This is a genomic window from Bacillus thuringiensis (assembly GCF_001182785.1).
Lineage (GTDB): Bacteria > Bacillota > Bacilli > Bacillales > Bacillaceae_G > Bacillus_A > Bacillus_A thuringiensis_S.
This window is the reverse complement of sequence record NZ_CP012099.1, coordinates 684,372-701,474: the sequence shown is the minus strand read 5'-3', so window position 1 is coordinate 701,474 and position 17,103 is coordinate 684,372. Positions and strand designations below refer to the sequence as shown.

Genomic DNA, 17,103 nt, shown 5'->3' with positions numbered 1-17,103 from the left:
TATTGTATGCTATCCTTAACAAAATGTAAACTCAACTTAACATTATTATTATAAAAAAATCCAACTCTACGTATTGTAAAGTTGGATTACGTTTTAGTTTAAAATTGTAACTTTAACGATTTTTCTTCCCCATTGACTAGAAGACCCTTTATCAGGCATTAACACATCAATTCTGTTACCTTTAATCGCTCCACCAGTATCTGCTGCAATTGCGACTCCATAACCTTCAACATTTACAGTTTTGCCTAATGGAATAACACTTGGATCTACAGCAATTAATTTCATTCCTGGGTTTGCAGTTAGATTATAACCTTTACCACCTGGTCCCCATGCAGAAAATACTTGTTGACCTGACGCATAACCATTTTCCGCTGGATCAGCTGTATAAGCTGTAGCTTCTACATAAATTTCTTTCCCACCAGCAGTTGGCTTAGAAGGTTGTGCAGGTTCTACCTTCGAATTATTATTAGCAACTGGTTCTGCCGGTTTACTAGCTTTTTCTTGCTTTTGCTTTTCAGCAATTTCTGCTTGTGCTTTCGCTAAGGCTTCTTGCTCTGCTTTTGCAGCCGCTTCTGCTTTTGCACGCTCTTCCGCTGCGATTCTTGCTGCTTCTTGCTCACGAGCAATCGTTTCTTGTACTGCCTTCATATTTGATTCAATTTTAGCTTTCTCTTCCGCTGCTAAATTAAGTTGACTTGCAACCTCATTATATTTAGCTTGAACTGTTTGTAAGTTATCTTGACGTTTCTTCAAGTTATCTTGCAGTTCAGCTTGCGCTTTTGCTAATTTTTGTTTGTCTACTACTAAAGATGCTTCTTTTTCGTCAATTGTTTTCTTGTCCTCTTCAATTTGACGAAGATCTTGTTCTTGTAGACGTAAAATTTCTTTATCAGCTTCTAGAATAGTAGAAACTGCGTTCATACGTTGTAAGAAGTCTGCAAAGTTTTTTGACTCTACTACAACTTCTACTACTAAACTTGTATTTGAACTGTTTTGAACAGAAACCATACGTTTTCTCATAATATCTTTACGAGCAAGGACTTTATCCTCTAAAACGATAATTTCTTCCTTTTTTTGTTCAATCTGCTTATGTGTTTCATCAATTTTACGTTGAATAGCAGCTTGATCCTCTTTATTTTTTGCAATTGTATTATTTAAATTATGTAGTTCGTTTTCGATACCTTTAATTTCTTTACTAACAGCTTGCTTCTCTTGCTCTTTCTTTTGCATTTCTGCATCGTTTTGTTGCAATTGCTGTTGCATGTTGTTAAGTTTCTCGTCGTTTGACTCTGCTTTTACAGCGACTGTACTAGAAAGACCGATAATTCCTGCTAATACTAGACTACTGATTCGCTTAAAATAGTTCATAATCCGACTCCCTTCTTATACAGTTATACATGATTTATTTTACAGTTTGTTTACAAAACGATTAAATACAGTTTATTTTTCGTGACGAAAAAAAGAGAATTATGAATAAAATGTAATAGATTCTTAAATATTTAACAATTCCTATATTTAAAAAATACAAAAGATGCTAAAATCCAAATATAGAGAAAATATAACTTTCGAAGGCGGTTGAAATAAATACATGTTTACTCAAAAGAAATCACTCCAACATACAATTGCTCAATTAGAAGAGCGTATACAAGAATTAGAAGCAGAATTAAAACAAAAAGATATTGAAAAACAAGAGACTATTTCTACTATCCACGATCGTGTACAAAGCGTTGTCCAAGAGCATCAACTTGTAAATAACCAACACAATACACTCCAAAATTTAGTTCAACAATTAAGCTCATGTTTCGAGAATGTTTCAACACGTACGACACATTCCAACGAGTTAAATAATGAAATGTTACAAAAGGAACAAAGCTTAATTCAGTCTATTGCAGAAATTATTGACTGCTCTAATGAAGGAAAAGAATCCGTTCACCGCTTACTTATTGTAATTAATAAATTAGGTGAACAATCCCAACGCACGTCTAATAGTATGAATCATCTAAGCGAACGCTCAAAGGAAATCGAGCAAATTGTAGAAGTCATTCAAAACATTGCAGCACAAACAAATTTACTTGCTTTAAATGCGAGTATTGAAGCCGCGCGTGCTGGAGAGCACGGTAAAGGATTCGCTGTCGTTGCCAATGAAGTAAGAAAACTAGCAGAAAGTACAGCAGAAAGTACAAAAAACATCGGCAACTTAACGAAAAAAATTCAAGAAGAAATTGAAAAAGCATACGATAACACAAAAGATAATTTACATTTAGTCGATGAAGGTGTAGAAATGAGCGCCGATACAAACGCTAGAATTGAAAATATTTTAGTTATGATTCAAACGTTACAAAATGGTGCTACAAATGTTATTAAGGCTATTGAAAACCAAAAATCTTGTAATGATGACATATTACGAGAATTCGCTAACACACAACACATGTTCCAAAAATTAAATACTACTATTATGAATCATATTCATGATGCTGAAAAAGTCGATGTTCAATTGTCTAAAAGTCTTCAAGGAACAGTAAATTCTTGATTAAAAATAAAAATCCCTTATACTGCTATAAGGGATTTTTATTTTATTTCGAATATTTATTTCTTTTCAATATTCATCCATATCTTTGTTATAATGGAAAAGTTGTTTCTTTCAACTAATAAACAAGGAGGTTATTATGGAACAATTTTACTACGTTTTAAAATATTTAATTCTCGGTCTGTTCCAAGGACTAACAGAACCAATTCCGATTTCTTCAAGTGGTCACCTCGTTTTAGCACAACATTTGCTAGGACTAAAAATAGAAGGGTTTAGCTTCGAACTACTTGTTAATTCAGCTTCATTATTAGCTGTATTACTTATTTATAGAAATGATTTAATTCGTCTAACGAAGAATGGTCTCTCTTATATATTTACAAGAGCAGAAGACGCAAAATCAGATTTCTTCTTTATTATTTATCTTGTTATTGCAACCATTCCAGCAGGTGTTATTGGTGTTTTATTTAAAGATTACATTGATCAGTACTTAAAAGGTGTGAAGATGGTTGGGATTTCCCTTCTTATTACTGCTGTCGGCCTTTGGATTATTAGAAATTTACGCGGTCGTAAAAATGATGGCGACCTTTCTATGAAAGATGCAATCATCGTCGGATTAGCACAAGCTTGCGCACTGATTCCCGGAATAAGCCGATCTGGTGCCACAATCGTAGCAGCAATGTTACTTGGTATGAAGCAAGAAACAGCTCTTCGCTTTTCATTCTTACTATACATTCCTGTTAGCTTAGGTGGCTTATTGTTAAGCATTACAGACATTGCAAATGATCCAAATCTAGACACATTATTCGTGCCATATGTTGTTGCATTCATCGCAACATTTATCATGACGTATATTTCACTAAAATGGTTTATGAACATTATGGCAAAAGGAAATTTAAAATATTTCTCTTTCTATTGTATTATCGTAGGTGTACTTACTCTTATTTTCTTATAAAATGAAACTTACAAATTGAAAGCGAGTCATTCTATTACACTAGATGACTCGCTTTTTTATACCTTTATTAAGTTAAAATCTATCATTTACTTTGAATTTTCTGAATAGTATAATAATATTTAAATTCACTATTATAGTAAAGCTATCTTTCCTACTATTATCGTAAAAGAGGTGTTTATATGTTTATTGTTACTAAACTCATTCACATTAAGTACGGATATGAAAGTGAGCTACTTTATGGGCTTAAACAATATTATCCTTCTCCCGGAACGAACGGTTGTATTAACATAGAGTTTTCACATGTTCATCGTACAAATGATAAGGCAGAATATATGATTCGTATGTTATGGAAAACACAACAAGATTACCGTACATGGCTTTCTCAAAGAGAAAGAAATGTAACTTTGAAGCGCAAAATACAAGGCTATATCCTTTCTTCCAAATCAAATGCTACCTATGTACATTAACCCTTCTCTTTTTATTCCTTACGAAGGGCAAAATGATAAAGCGAAACTTTAATCCTCACCAATCGTGCTTCCCACAAATAGCGGGATAAAGAGCCCTCTTACTTTTCATACTGTAAGAGGGCTTCTCTTATGCATACACCTTCTTTTCTTGACAATACAAACGAATAACATGTTTATTTTGTTGAAATACATCATGCGTCAGACGAATAATAATAAAGTTTCTTTTTGTTTGATCATCATGAACAAAAATCTGTTCTCCCTCCTGAAAACGCCATGCACTTTCAAAAGTCGTAATATGATCCCCACTTACAGAAAAAAGTTCATATCGCATCTCTTGTACCCTCTCTCAACTTATATAATCATAATATCCTCATATTAAATTTATTATAACTTAATTCCTATAAAATTAGTAATTATTTCTATTTCGAAAGATTTTAACTTTGTATTTAAATATTTTTAGCGCTATAATGATAAACGAATTTTCATTGAAAGGAGTTTTACTTTGACTGCATATTTATTTCCAGTAAAAACAGCATTTATTTTATTTCCCTTTTTAGCAATGTTTCTTTTAATCCCTTTTTTAATATTTAATTATCGAAAATACGGTTATTTAAATAAATGGCGCTCATTTATTTTATACTCATTATTACTTTACTTATTAAATGCCTATTTTCTTGTTATTTTGCCGTTACCACAAACGTTTGATACTTGTAGCCTACAACCGGCTAATACACAACACATGCAACTCTCACCATTTTATTTCATACAAGAGATTAGTAGTCATACATCGGCAGTTTTAACGAAACCAGCTACTTATTTCTACTTATTAAAAGAGTCTGCGTTTTTACAAGTTGCATTTAATGTTCTATTGACTGTTCCATTCGGTATTTACTTACGTTATTATTTCCGACGTAGTTTCTTACAAACAATTTGCATTTCCTTTTTCCTTTCACTATTTTTCGAGCTAACACAAGTGACTGGATTATACGGTATATACAATTGTGCATACCGATTATTTGATATCGATGATTTGTTTTTAAATACATTAGGTGGCGTAATTGGTTTTATCATTGCACCAATATTTACGTACTTCCTTCCGAAGACAAATGAGTTAGATAGTTATATTGATTTGGAAACGAAACCAGTCGGATTCATTCGTCGCCTTATCGCAATGCAAATTGATTGGATTTTCTTATCTATCGTTGTACCTGTCATTAAAAACAAAGGAAATTCTTTCTTCGTTTCTAATATGCAATCTTACACCAATATGTATGAACTCATTTTCATTACGTGTTCAATCCTTATTTACTTTATTATTATTCCATACTTTACGAATGGAAAAACAATTGGGAAAGCATTGCTTCGCATTCACCTGAAAGGAAAATCAGATCGTATTACATTAAAAGAACTATTTATTCGCTACGGTATATTTTATTTTGCGTTAGGCGGAATCAATTACATTCTTTCTAGTAGCTCTATGTTAAATCATACAGAACCTTTAGTATTACTCGTTACATTGTTATTCCTATTTATCATTAACGGCCTATTCATTATTCATGTTTTACTACATGTATTTAGCCGTGATAAACTACTATTTTATGAACATATTAGTCATACAAGAAATGCAATTACACTAAAAAAAGCTGACAAATAATTATTTGTCAGCTTTTTCATATACATAATGTGAAACTTTAATCAGTGGGGGTCTTACTGCCCGGCAAATAGCGGGATAAATAAATTTTCTGCATAAGGATTAAAAAACATTCCAAGTTCATCTAGAGATTTCCTCACCTGTAAAAACGAATGAAACTCTGGATATATATCTTGTAATTGCTCATATGATAATGTATGCATTTTCCCCCAATGCGGACGCCCTTCATACTTCAGAAAAATTTTTTCCACTTCGCCAAAGTAAGCAGCATATTTCATACCTTTATACATATGAACAGCGATATACGCTGAATCTCTTCCATAGGCTGGACTAAGCCATATATCATCACCTTTCACATAGCGGCATTCGATTGGGAAGTGCACCTTATACTTTTTCTTTTCAATAAGATTTGAGATTTCTTCTACAACCGCCCTCATATACTTTGAGGGAATACTATACTCCATTTCATAAAATGGTACCGTACGTGATGTAGCAAATACTTCATAGCTCGGGCCAATTATTTTTGTGTTTGGTACAGCCTTAGCTGATAATCGACTCACTCCTTTACTTATAGAAGGAAACCATTTACACCCTTGAGATAGCAAAGAGAACATCCTATTTTCAAGTAACTCAACCTTTAGTTTATGCCATTTCAAATCACTGCCTGTATTCGTTGTTTCGTTCGTAAATTTCACTTGTACTTCATCAGAATAAGGAAAAACGAAAAATTCAAAATGACGATTCTTCTTATATTCTTCTAGTTTGTTCATTACAGTAGATAATGACTGTTTTTCACTTTCATAAACGAGTGCATACGCTGGAATAACCTTCAATTTTATCTTTACAATGATACCTAACATTCCAAGTGACAACTGAAACGCTCTCCAATATTCTACGTTCTCAGCTTCCGAACAAACTATACTCTCACCATTAGACAAAACTGCCGTAATCTCTATAACTTGTGTTGATAAACTCCCAAAGGTAATACCCGTTCCATGAGTCCCCGTACTAATCGCTCCTGCAATAGATTGTGAATCAATATCCCCTAAATTTTCTTGCGCATAACCTTTTTCCTCAAGTAACTTCCCTAAATCATGTAACTTTGTTCCTGCCCATACTTCAGCAACCATCTTCTCTGCATCAATATTCACAATGCCCTTCAATTCATCTAAAGAAACTAAAACTTCTTCCGTTTGCACAAGGGGGGTAAACGAGTGTCCTGAACCGACAACACGAATTTTCTTCCCCTTTTTTCGTGCAAGATCCACAACTTCTACTACATCTTGTATACTTTCTGGATACATCGTATAATGCGGCGTTCCTTCTACATTCCCTGTCCAATTCCTCCACTTTTTCCCCTTTATAGAAAGCATTGGCCATCCCCCCGATATGTTGAATACTCCCCAACAATCTCTCCTTTTTTAACACGATACAAAAAAGGAAAGCGTTCACATAACTCGCCAGCCTTACTATGACGAAACAAAATGGACTCTCCTATATCCACTCGTTCCTCGCCGTTATAAAAAATTGGCGTTTGTACCTCGCCAGCACCTTCTAAAGCTAATAGTTTTGCACCCTTCGGTCTCCAAACTTCAGGCTCTTTATCTTTTCCAACTGCTCCTGAAGCAATATATCCACCACCTAGGCAAGTGTAAATAAACGGGGCTGGTTTACGCACAACTGGTAAGGCAAATCCGACCGCTGGATGAAATTTCACCTCTTTATAATAATCAAACAGCTTCGGAGAATAAAAAGCAGAACCTACTGTAATCTCTGAAACTGAATTATCTTTCTCGGTTGTTTTTATGCTTCCTGTTCCCCCTCCATTTACAAACCTTAGCTCAATACCAAGGTTTTGTATTGCTTTTACAATATGTTCTCTTCTTTCTTTAACTTCTAACACTGATTTCTTCTTTAAATACGAAATCACTTTACTTTTCAGCCATTGATTCGGTATATGATCGCCCACCCCAGCAATTTGAGCTTCATAACCCATCACACCATCTAACATTAAATATGATGACCTTCTCACCTTTTCTACTACTTTCAACGCATCCTGCACATTTTTTACCGGGGATCTTTGTACACCAAAATGAAATTGAAAAAAACGACTACTCATATCAATATCCAAACAAACACGAAAACATCCTTTAGATTTCTCAGCAATTTTTTCTAAATACACAATATGCTCTTCACAATCCACCATACAAGTTATAATGAAACCTTTCTTTGTTAGCAAACTAATTTCATACAAAGCTCTTTCATCATAAGCAGGATATCCGAGCAATAAATCATTAAATCCTTGTTCTATTAAAAATAAAATCTCTCTAGGTGAAAAGCACATAATACCTTGAAATCGATCATTTGCAGCTAAAATCTTTTGCATAATTGGAACAGAACGTAACGATTTACTCGCTATACGAATCTTCTTATTTCCACTTAACTCTATAATCGATTGAATGTTTCTATCTAAAGCCACTTCATCCAAAAATGCACACGGTAATGGAACTTCTTTAAAAATTCCTCGATCCACATTTTTCTCTCCTCTTCTCAATATGTCTTATACATATTGGAAAGAAAGTATGATTTTCCTGTTTGCAAATAAAAAAAGTTTCTTCTTTACGAAGAAACTTTTTGAAACTACTTCATAGAAATAGTCGCCTCTACTGGATAATGATCAGAGTAATCATTATACGTATATTTTTGGAACCACGATGTAACAGTCCATTGTGGAGATTTCGGCTGTAACACCTTATTCGCTATATACGATGGGTTCGCATGGTCTTTGCTTGCAATAATATAATCTAAATATTCGGCAGGGCTATCAGGGAAATTATATTTTGCAATACTGTTTGTCGTTGCATCCCAAGTCGCTGTATGTCCAGTATAAGATGGTACAGAAGCGTTCAATGTTTTAAACATAGATGCATACTCTGAATCATTATTGTTCTCTGCATTTATTTTATTTACGTTCATATCACCACCAATTAACACATACTCATTATTTGGTATATTTTTATTTTTAATAAAATCTTGAATTTCTTTTAATTGGTTCGTACGTACAGATGCTGGTGAAGTTTTTCCGCACATACTATCTTCAGCCTGCAAATGCGTCCCAATCACGTGAACGAAACGATCATTTTTCTTAATTTTCGTGTATACAAATCCTTTATTCGATAAATTATCTGGCCCGCATCCTTTTGCAAATACATATTGAATCTTTTCAGCGATTGGCCATTTGCTCACAATCGCAACGCCACCATCTTCAGGAGTTGAAGATGAATAGTTTCCTAACGTTTTATCCCATTCGCTTCCACTACTACGACCTAATACTGCTGTTTGATTTGGATATTCTTTCTTCAAATTCCCTAATAAACGATCTGAAGCACTATTATCAAACACTTCATTTAATATAACAACATCTTGATTCTTTATATAATCTGCCGCCCCGATTAAATCAGCACGCTCATTTTGTCCCCAGTTCGGATATAAGTTTGTTGATAGCATATATACATTATGCGTCATCACTTTTAATGTATCATTTTGATTTGTAGATGCTTCTGCTTGAGCTGACGTTCCGCTATATAAAGCTCCTAAACCAACCCCTAAGCTAAGTACACCTTTTAGCAATTTACCTTTCACGTTTCATACCTCCATGTATTGTATAGTGATAAAAAGGCCAAATACTCTATTCTGAGATTTGACCTTTTTCAAATACTTAACGATTTCCGTACGTATCAAACCAAAGCTGAATGTATCCAGCAGTAACACGTTGTGCATCCATTAAACGCTTACCTGTCATTGGTGTAACTTCAGCGCGCCATTTATCTGCATATTCTTGTGATACAGCAGCTCTCACGAACCAATCTTTCGTATTATCATTTACAATGCCAGCGTAATCTTGTTTCGCAACTACTGCCGCTCCATGAATCCAATCTTCTGGATTCGTACCTTTCCAGTTCCAATATCCATTTCCATCCGTTACTTTATAATTATCTTTTATCGTATCTACAAAGTTTTCATATTTAGAATGGAATCCTTGTGGATACGAAAGGTTCGTAAAGTTTGCCGCATGCATCGGTTGGTTTACATCCCCTAAATAATGAAGAGATAATCCTAAATAGAAGAATGCTTGTTTCATATCTTTATTTTTGTAAGACTCACCAGCTAATTTAAAATATTTAGCTCCAGTTTCCTTTGCCTGCTTTGCATACGGAATATAAGTTTTCCCATTGTCAGGATCATAGAAATGTGAAGCAAATGTGCTATTATCATAATAAGGATTTTCATAGTCAGCAGCATAAATACCGTTCTCTAACTCAGTACGCCATTCATTTAATAGTGCAACTCGCTCTTGTTTTACAAGTGTTGTATTACGAGACATAATATCAACTGCACGGTTTACAATCCATAAATGAGAATTCACGCCTTCTTTATGTTTATCTTCAGCAGACCAGCGCGGAATAACTCCAAATCTCTGTCCCCCATCATTTTCATGAGCAAATGCAACACTTTGTAATGGAGCAACTAATGTAATAGCTGCCGCTAAAGCAAGTACTTTCTTTTTCATATAAAATCCTCCATTTTATAATTGAATTATTGTAAACATTTTGTTAGGATCCTATGATGTCGTCCGGTTAACCTATGACTAGAATATCCCACCTTTCACGAAATTTCTATCACTAAATTAAAATATGCAAATGTTCATATCATTATAACTTTATACACAGTGAATATAATGAATGAATACACTTTCATTTTAATAAACTATTATTAAGGCTTGTCTAAACTAATGTAAAAAAAGAGTAAAGCACCCACATGCTTTACTCTTTTTTTCTATTCGATAATATACTTGGCAATTGTACATTAACTGCTAACTTATGAATAAATCCAAACACTAATCCAATCCCAATAAATATGTATAAGATTGTAAATATCTTTCCGAAATCAGTTTGCGGACTAAAATTCCCATCACCGACAGTCGTCAACGTGACCACACTAAAATATAAAGCGTCAATAGGACGTAACCCTTCAACTGTACTATAAAAAATCGTACCCGATATTAAAGTCAAAATTGTTAATATGAATAATACTTGAAATTCTTTATCTTTCCACGCTCGTAAACAAGCTCTTAACATTCGCTTTAAAGTTAACAAAAATGAAAGCATTAGATTCTCCCTTCCAAACAAAAATACATTTAGTCAAAGGAAAGTCTATCACCTTTCAGTATAGAAAAAAAGTAGCCCTCTTCTATTTCTAGAAAAGGGCTACTCTTTTCGATTCTATCTTATTTAGGTGAAACAAGAATTTTCACTTGTGTTTTATCTTTTACAAGTGCTTCAAATCCTTCTTCAACAACTTGATCCACTGTAATTTTTTTCGTAATTAATTTCTCTGCTTGAATTTGACCAGAGCTAATCAATTTAATAACAGCTGGGAAAATGTGACGGTATCCTAAAATACCAATAACTTCTTTTTCTTTTAATACTAAGTTATTTGGAGTAATTGTTGCGTCTTTTTCCCATACACTAACAATTACAGTTTGTCCTTCGAAGCTTGTACTTTCAATCGCTTGACGTAGTACAACTTCAACACCTGTTACTTCAAAGCTAACATTTACACCTAAACCATTTGTTAAGTTACGAATCTCAGCTAACACATCTTGAGTTGCTGGATTTAATACATAATCCGCACCTGCTAATTTCGCTAACTCTTGACGTTCTTTAGAAAGTTCAACTGCAATAACAGGAGTTGCTCCTGCTGCTTTAGCTGCTTGGATAACAAGAAGTCCAATTGGACCGCAACCAAATACCGCTACAGCTTCCCCTTCTTTTAATTTACTTTGACGTACTGCATGAACTGCTACTGCTGCTGGTTCTACAAGCGCACCTTGTTCATACGTCATTTCATCAGGAATGTGATGAACCATATCTTCTGGTACTACTGTATATTCAGAGAAACCGCCGCCTTCTCCGCCAAGACCGTGGAAAACAAGTTGTTCACAAACATTGTAATGTCCATGTTTACAAGCTTCACATTTACCACAAGAATAAATTGGTTCTACAACAACGCGGTCTCCCACTTTATGAGATGTAACTCCTTCACCAATCTCTATTACCTCACCACTAAACTCATGACCTAAAATAACAGGTGCTTTCACATGTGTTAATGGATGTTCTTCTGTTGGAATAAAAATAGGCCCTGCTAAATATTCATGCAAGTCTGTCCCACAAATACCACACCATTTAACTTTGATTTTCACTGTTCCTGGTTTTACTGTTGGTTCTGGTACTTCTTCTACTCGTACATCACGTTGATTATGCCAAAGTAGTGCTTTCATTTTATACATCCCTCTCTATGTATATACTTAACCTGGTGAAGTTTACAATTCTATTATAATACTTCTATCCATATATTTCAAAAAAACAATCACATTCCCACTAATTTTTTACAAATAACGTTCAATATTTTGTCACTTTGTACTTTTTTCCACATCTGTTAATTCAATTTCATTGCAGGTGAAATTAGCATTGTGCCATAATAGCATAGGAGAGGTGAATATCGCTTGAAATATTTTATTTACTTTATCGTTATCGTGGCATTTTTAGATACATTTTCACAATTACCTATTATGAGTACTTTCGCTCAAAGCCTTGGAGGAACTCCTCTTATTATCGGGCTAGTTGTCGGTATGTACTCATTCGCTAATATGATCGGTAATATTATTGCTGGAGCCGCTGTCGATAAATTTGGTGCAAAAAAAATCCTTTATATAAGCATGGGAATTACGAGTTTCATAGTCTTGTTATACACCGTTGTTCAAAGTGGTGAACAACTATTAGTTGTTCGCTTTATGCATGGATTTAGTGATGGCTTTTTAATTCCTGCTGCCTTTACATTTTTATCAAAACAAACAAATGCAAAAAAACAAGGAAAAGCAATGGCTCTATCTGGTGCTGCTGTTGGAACAGCGGCAATCGTCGGACCTGCTTTCAGCGGTATTATGAAAGCAACAGCTGGCGTAGAATGGGTCTTCATTACTATTTCTATTTTAATGGCTCTTGGTACAATCGTATCTCTATTCTTCTTACCAAATAACGTATCAAGAAAAGATACATCAAGAACGCAAATGATGAACAAAGAAGATATGGTTGAACTTTTAAAATCAGAACCGTTATTACAAGCATATATTGGTGCTTTCACATTAATGTTTTCACAAGGAATTGTCACTTATATGTTACCAGTAAAAGTTGAGGCATTAGCGCTTAAAGCATCTACAACAGGCATGATGTTAAGTGTATTCGGTATAACTGCTATCCTCTTCTTCTTGCTTCCAACAAATCGTATTTACGATCGATTTAATCGTTCGAAACTAATGCTAATCGGAATTGCAGTTATGGCATTCGCATTATCTTTACTCGGATTATTTGCTACAAAAGGTATGCTCTTTATCGTAATGATGATTTATGGAATTGGATTCGCGATCCTCTTCCCGTCTATTAACGCTTTACTCGTTGAAAATACTACAGACGATAATCGCGGAAAGGCATTCGGATTATTTTATGCCTTCTTCTCATTAGGAGTTGTTGCTGGCTCCTTTACAGTCGGCGCAATCGGAGCATCACCTAGCGCTAGCTTCATTATCGGGACAGCATTTTTATTAACATTTGCTGGGATGATTTATGTAAGAAGCAAAGTAAAAAAGACAATGATGGGATAATCCATCGTTGTCTTTTTTAAAATGCATATTGATATAATCCATAATATAATGGAAGCGTTGGAATAATTCCAATTACTTTAAATATAAAAGGTAACGGCTCATCTCGCTCTTCATATAAACGAAAAACAAAAACTGCAGTTAAAGTCCAAATAATACTAAACACGAAGATACATTTCCAAACGATTGGGGTTAATATTTGTATATCAAATACAAAACCAAAGAGCCCTATCCACGTAATAATAGATACTACAAAGTCAAACTTTTGAATTGGTGTTTGAAACATACCCCTTACTAACGAAATAATAGCTAACATTGCTACAATAACTAAATATATTTTCCAAAGCATAATGACAATCTCCTATTCAATTCAACTTTTAACTTTCAACAAGCCGTATTTAATAAACAATATGGCATTATATTTTTCATAGAGATAATACAATGGATAACAAAATAAGAAGAAAATAAGTACAGTTGGTACACCGTCTATAATAGAAAAATATTTTACTAGTAATTCCTTAATACTCTCTCCAATCATAATAAATAGTGGAATGATACAAATTGCCACTAATATTAAACATGGTGTGATCCTCATTTCTTTTAATTTCACCTTACAATGTGGACACCTGAATGAAAAAGGATGCGGGAGATCCATAATATGTTGCGCAGTAATATTCCCTTCACACTGTGGACATTCAATTACTTCTTTCATTTAACTCACTCCTTTCTATTCATAAAAAAGAGCACTATCCAATAGCGCTCTTTTATTGCCGAATATATTACTTTTGTGTATAGCCAAGTAACAATGTAAATAAATTAAACTGTAAAGACAATACTACATTTCTTCTTTTACAAAAAAAGTGTATCAATACCAACGATACTTCGACAATTTCCTCGGAAATATTTCCTTTCCCTACATAATTTGATACACTACATATGAACAGACACTTGTATTACATAAGCTAAAATAATAACTTAATGTACAAATTCAAAAGCACATTCTTCATATGAAGAATGTGCTTTTCTGTTATTAACGTTTAATCCAAACAGCGCCTGCTGATTTATCCTCTGCCTGTCCAACAACTTGGAATTTAAGTCCAAGATTCGGAACTTTTCTTCCTGCGTCTGCAATTTGTTTATTACTATATACTTTTGAATCATCAAATGTTGTAACACCTTGTAATCCATTATAATTAAATTGTCCACGTGTTAACGAATTTACACTCCATGCTGGTGTTTGATCAAATGAAAATGCAGCGTCTGCAATTTGCATGCCCGTATTACCGTACGCTGGTTTCCCGTTCAAATTACCAACAAGTGCTTCTGGATGAGAATCTACAACCCCAAGGAATCCTTCACCTGGATGCACCCCAACCCAGTTATCTTTAAAGCTATCATCTGCATACCAAACGACAAGACCTGTATTATACACTGGACCTTTTCCTGCTTTTAATCCATTATCTGATCCCGCATAGTTTCTCCATTCTAAGTAGTAATAATGAGCTTTCTTCTCTGTCCCATCAGAAACAACAAAACCATTTAAATTCATTTTAGACTGTCCTTCTGCATCATCAGAAAATACAACTTGTCCATCAACAGTTGCATTCACATTATCCATCGCAAAACCTTTATATGTTACAGCCGGATCTGTAATATAGTCGAATTGTAGTTTCACTTTTTTCCCTTTAAATTGACTTAAATCATATGATTTATCAATCCATTTCCCATCTGTTGTATCTTTATCTCCTTGGACTACTTTTTCTCCAAGCCTATCAATTAATGTTTTCGTTCCATCTTCTGTTACTGCATGTACTTCGACGAAATCGCACTCTGCTTCTAACTCATAATTTGCTTTATAATTGAATGTTGCATTTGTTCCTTTTGTTAAATCAAAGAATGGTGTCTCTAACGTTGTATGCATATCATCGCCTCTTGTACTATAATATGCATGCTTTCCAAACTCCGGTTTAATCGTTTCAACACTTTTACCTGGTAAGTTAACACGTACAACGCCTGGACGATTTGATTTCGTAACACTTTGATCAATATAGGTAGGAACTCCCACACCACTCTTAATTTTATCGTAATCTACTTCTAATATTCTTGCCCAGTTGCCACCCATATTCTTTTGTAAGAAGTCTTTATTTTGTGGTGAAAAACTTGTCGGCTCCGTTCCTGCGACTTTTCCTGTCCAACTACCTCCACTCATTAATGACCAAGCTTCGACAGGTGAACCATTTCCAGTATATTTCGTGTCATATTCATCTGGTAATCCAAGATCATGTCCAAATTCATGCGCAAACACACCTACAGCTCCATCTTCTGGTTCAATTGTGTAATCATGTGCTGCTACTTTTCCACCAAAGTAATCTACCTTTGATTTTGTACCTTCAATCGCTACTGGATCTACTGCTAATTTTGAACGATGTGACCAGATCGCATCATCACCTAATTTACCACCACCTGCTTCTTGACCAACACCAGCATGGATTACCATTAAATGATCAATTACACCGTCAGGTTCATTTTGATTCCCATCCCCGTTTGTATCATATCTATCAAATTGATCAAACTGAGATAAATCTAGTCCTTTCTCAGCAGCTGCATGCAAAGCTTCTTTCACTAAATCACGTGCACCTTTCGGACCTTTATTATCGTGACCACTGCTACCATCAGCTCCATAATCAGATGCTTTTCCTGGAACTGTTAGCCACTCCGTTACATATCCGTCTGTCGTATAACTACCACCAGACTGCTCTTCATAGTATTGTTTAAACGTTTTTACTTTTGAACCATCAAATAATGTATAAGGCTCCTTACCGAACAACATCTTTTGATAATGTTCTCTACTAAAGTCTTTCGAATACATATAACCTGGTGTTTGATCAATATTATTATGTTTATAATCACTAAATTCAACGAGTAGCACTAATACTTTATCTGATCGAACAGATCCTTTATATGGAGCTTGCTTTGCTTTTGAAGTTGGAACTTGCCCATTCAATTGCTTTTTATTTGGTTCTGGCTTTTGCTCAAGATTAATATTTTTTTCAGTCTTTTTTACATTTTCCTTTTCTTCCATCTTTTTCTCTTTTACTTTTTTTGTGAAATCAGACGTTTCTTGTGAGTGAGCATCTGGAAGAATTTCTTTGTTCGCCTGATCTCCTTGTTTCTTTTCAATATATTGCTCGACAGCCTTTTTCGTCTCTTCTTTAGAAGATGCTGGATTAATTGTTCCTCTTTCTTTCAAAGCTTCCGCTAAACGATCTTCTTGAATTAAATTGTAATCAATTGGCGTTGTAGACACATTCTCTTTCTCTTTTGCTGGCGTTTCTGCATATGCTAACGGCGCACTCATTACAGATGTGCATCCGATAATTGCTGCAATTGCTAATGATGACAACACTTTAAATGGGGCTTTTCTTCTCATTCCATTTCTCTCCTTTTATAAAACTTAAAATTCAGATAAATCGGTGCGTTTTTGTCGAAATCTCTGTTTACTACCCTCCCTATATAAAAAGACATAATTCTATAAACATTGAACTTTCTGTTATAGAATCATGCCCTCCAGTTTTCTGGTCAGACCCTCTATCTGTTTATCCCTTGGTTCAACTAATAATCAGTGTGCTGATGAACAAAGCCCCCACTGATTAAAGTTTCACTTTATATCGAAATATGAAAAATAAAGAGTTATGTGATATATATTAAATATCTTATATAACAAATTTAAAAGACAATATGCAAAATTGCATGAAAATTCTTTTAAATAAAAAAGAATCCTAGTCAATT

The 17,103-nt window shown here is 34.3% G+C and carries 15 protein-coding genes and 1 pseudogene; 5 read left to right on the top strand and 11 right to left on the bottom strand.

Annotated features, from left to right (window positions below; translation table 11 throughout):
- Positions 1–93: 93 nt before the first annotated feature.
- Positions 94–1,368, bottom strand: a complete 1,275-nt coding sequence (locus tag AC241_RS03560) for a 3D domain-containing protein (RefSeq protein WP_029441638.1) — start codon at positions 1,366–1,368, stop codon at positions 94–96.
- 631 nt (positions 1,369–1,999) lie between these two features.
- Between AC241_RS03560 and AC241_RS35995 the strand changes: the two are divergent.
- From AC241_RS35995 to AC241_RS03545, 3 genes and pseudogenes are all read left to right on the top strand, one after another.
- A pseudogene (locus tag AC241_RS35995) lies at positions 2,000–2,530 on the top strand (methyl-accepting chemotaxis protein); the annotation flags it as partial.
- 136 nt (positions 2,531–2,666) lie between these two features.
- Positions 2,667–3,479 (top strand): undecaprenyl-diphosphate phosphatase, encoded by an 813-nt coding sequence (locus tag AC241_RS03550; RefSeq protein ID WP_000434794.1) that lies wholly within the window; start codon positions 2,667–2,669, stop codon positions 3,477–3,479.
- Positions 3,480–3,658: 179 nt separating this feature from the next.
- The gene (locus tag AC241_RS03545) at positions 3,659–3,946 is read left to right on the top strand and encodes an antibiotic biosynthesis monooxygenase (RefSeq protein WP_016083512.1); all 288 of its coding nucleotides are present in this window, start codon (positions 3,659–3,661) and stop codon (positions 3,944–3,946) included.
- A 127-nt stretch (positions 3,947–4,073) separates the two neighbouring features.
- On the opposite strand, the gene AC241_RS03540 is transcribed toward AC241_RS03545, so the two are convergent.
- Positions 4,074–4,277: a hypothetical protein gene (locus tag AC241_RS03540; protein WP_001268332.1), complete on the bottom strand. Its 204-nt coding sequence runs from the start codon at positions 4,275–4,277 to the stop codon at positions 4,074–4,076.
- A gap of 171 nt (positions 4,278–4,448) precedes the next feature.
- Here AC241_RS03540 and AC241_RS03535 point away from each other — a divergent pair, with 171 nt between their 5' ends.
- Complete coding sequence (locus AC241_RS03535) at positions 4,449–5,600, top strand: VanZ family protein (RefSeq protein ID WP_043935139.1); 1,152 nt, start codon at positions 4,449–4,451, stop codon at positions 5,598–5,600.
- A gap of 53 nt (positions 5,601–5,653) precedes the next feature.
- On the opposite strand, the gene AC241_RS03530 is transcribed toward AC241_RS03535, so the two are convergent.
- The 6 genes from AC241_RS03530 to bdhA all read right to left on the bottom strand — a co-directional run bounded on the left by AC241_RS03530 (position 5,654) and on the right by bdhA (position 11,937).
- The gene (locus tag AC241_RS03530) at positions 5,654–6,970 is read right to left on the bottom strand and encodes a D-arabinono-1,4-lactone oxidase (RefSeq protein WP_043935140.1); all 1,317 of its coding nucleotides are present in this window, start codon (positions 6,968–6,970) and stop codon (positions 5,654–5,656) included.
- The gene (locus AC241_RS03525) at positions 6,958–8,130 is read right to left on the bottom strand and encodes an amino acid deaminase/aldolase (RefSeq protein ID WP_043935141.1); all 1,173 of its coding nucleotides are present in this window, start codon (positions 8,128–8,130) and stop codon (positions 6,958–6,960) included. The genes AC241_RS03530 and AC241_RS03525 overlap by 13 nt, the downstream gene beginning before the upstream one ends.
- Positions 8,131–8,237: 107 nt before the next feature.
- The gene (sph, locus tag AC241_RS03520; protein ID WP_043935142.1) at positions 8,238–9,239 is read right to left on the bottom strand and encodes a sphingomyelinase C; all 1,002 of its coding nucleotides are present in this window, start codon (positions 9,237–9,239) and stop codon (positions 8,238–8,240) included.
- A 76-nt stretch (positions 9,240–9,315) separates the two neighbouring features.
- Positions 9,316–10,167, bottom strand: a complete 852-nt coding sequence (gene cerA / locus AC241_RS03515; protein WP_043935143.1) for a phospholipase CerA — start codon at positions 10,165–10,167, stop codon at positions 9,316–9,318.
- Between the two features lie 253 nt (positions 10,168–10,420).
- Positions 10,421–10,765, bottom strand: a complete 345-nt coding sequence (locus AC241_RS03510) for a potassium channel family protein (protein WP_000948207.1) — start codon at positions 10,763–10,765, stop codon at positions 10,421–10,423.
- Between the two features lie 119 nt (positions 10,766–10,884).
- On the bottom strand, positions 10,885–11,937 hold the full coding sequence (gene bdhA, locus AC241_RS03505) for a (R,R)-butanediol dehydrogenase (RefSeq protein ID WP_000645827.1): 1,053 nt from the start codon (positions 11,935–11,937) through the stop codon (positions 10,885–10,887).
- 225 nt (positions 11,938–12,162) lie between these two features.
- Between bdhA and AC241_RS03500 the strand changes: the two genes are divergently transcribed.
- Positions 12,163–13,317 carry an MFS transporter gene (locus AC241_RS03500; RefSeq protein ID WP_043935145.1) on the top strand — a complete coding sequence of 385 codons (1,155 nt, stop codon included), beginning with the start codon at positions 12,163–12,165 and terminating at the stop codon, positions 13,315–13,317.
- 16 nt (positions 13,318–13,333) lie between these two features.
- On the opposite strand, the gene AC241_RS03495 is transcribed toward AC241_RS03500, so the two are convergent.
- The 3 genes from AC241_RS03495 to inhA2 all read right to left on the bottom strand — a co-directional run bounded on the left by AC241_RS03495 (position 13,334) and on the right by inhA2 (position 16,744).
- A complete protein-coding gene (locus AC241_RS03495; protein WP_050842587.1) occupies positions 13,334–13,663 on the bottom strand; it encodes a hypothetical protein in 330 nt (109 codons plus the stop codon).
- Positions 13,664–13,684: 21 nt separating this feature from the next.
- Complete coding sequence (locus AC241_RS03490; protein ID WP_029441631.1) at positions 13,685–14,026, bottom strand: hypothetical protein; 342 nt, start codon at positions 14,024–14,026, stop codon at positions 13,685–13,687.
- Positions 14,027–14,344: 318 nt separating this feature from the next.
- Positions 14,345–16,744, bottom strand: coding sequence for a M6 family metalloprotease immune inhibitor InhA2 (gene inhA2, locus AC241_RS03485; protein WP_029441574.1), 2,400 nt, complete (start codon positions 16,742–16,744; stop codon positions 14,345–14,347).
- Positions 16,745–17,103 lie beyond the last annotated feature (359 nt).

Excerpts from the sequence above, each read along its gene's own strand:
- AC241_RS03560 (WP_029441638.1), bottom strand. The coding sequence starts at position 1,368 with ATGAACTATTTTAAGCGAATCAGTAGTCTAGTATTAGCAGGAATTATC.
- AC241_RS03550 (WP_000434794.1), top strand. The coding sequence starts at position 2,667 with ATGGAACAATTTTACTACGTTTTAAAATATTTAATTCTCGGTCTGTTC.
- AC241_RS03545 (WP_016083512.1), top strand. The coding sequence starts at position 3,659 with ATGTTTATTGTTACTAAACTCATTCACATTAAGTACGGATATGAAAGT.
- AC241_RS03540 (WP_001268332.1), bottom strand. The coding sequence starts at position 4,277 with ATGCGATATGAACTTTTTTCTGTAAGTGGGGATCATATTACGACTTTT.
- AC241_RS03530 (WP_043935140.1), bottom strand. The coding sequence starts at position 6,970 with ATGCTTTCTATAAAGGGGAAAAAGTGGAGGAATTGGACAGGGAATGTA.
- cerA (WP_043935143.1), bottom strand. The coding sequence starts at position 10,167 with ATGAAAAAGAAAGTACTTGCTTTAGCGGCAGCTATTACATTAGTTGCT.
- AC241_RS03510 (WP_000948207.1), bottom strand. The coding sequence starts at position 10,765 with ATGCTTTCATTTTTGTTAACTTTAAAGCGAATGTTAAGAGCTTGTTTA.
- bdhA (WP_000645827.1), bottom strand. The coding sequence starts at position 11,937 with ATGAAAGCACTACTTTGGCATAATCAACGTGATGTACGAGTAGAAGAA.
- AC241_RS03495 (WP_050842587.1), bottom strand. The coding sequence starts at position 13,663 with ATGCTTTGGAAAATATATTTAGTTATTGTAGCAATGTTAGCTATTATT.
- AC241_RS03490 (WP_029441631.1), bottom strand. The coding sequence starts at position 14,026 with ATGAAAGAAGTAATTGAATGTCCACAGTGTGAAGGGAATATTACTGCG.
- inhA2 (WP_029441574.1), bottom strand. The coding sequence starts at position 16,744 with ATGAGAAGAAAAGCCCCATTTAAAGTGTTGTCATCATTAGCAATTGCA.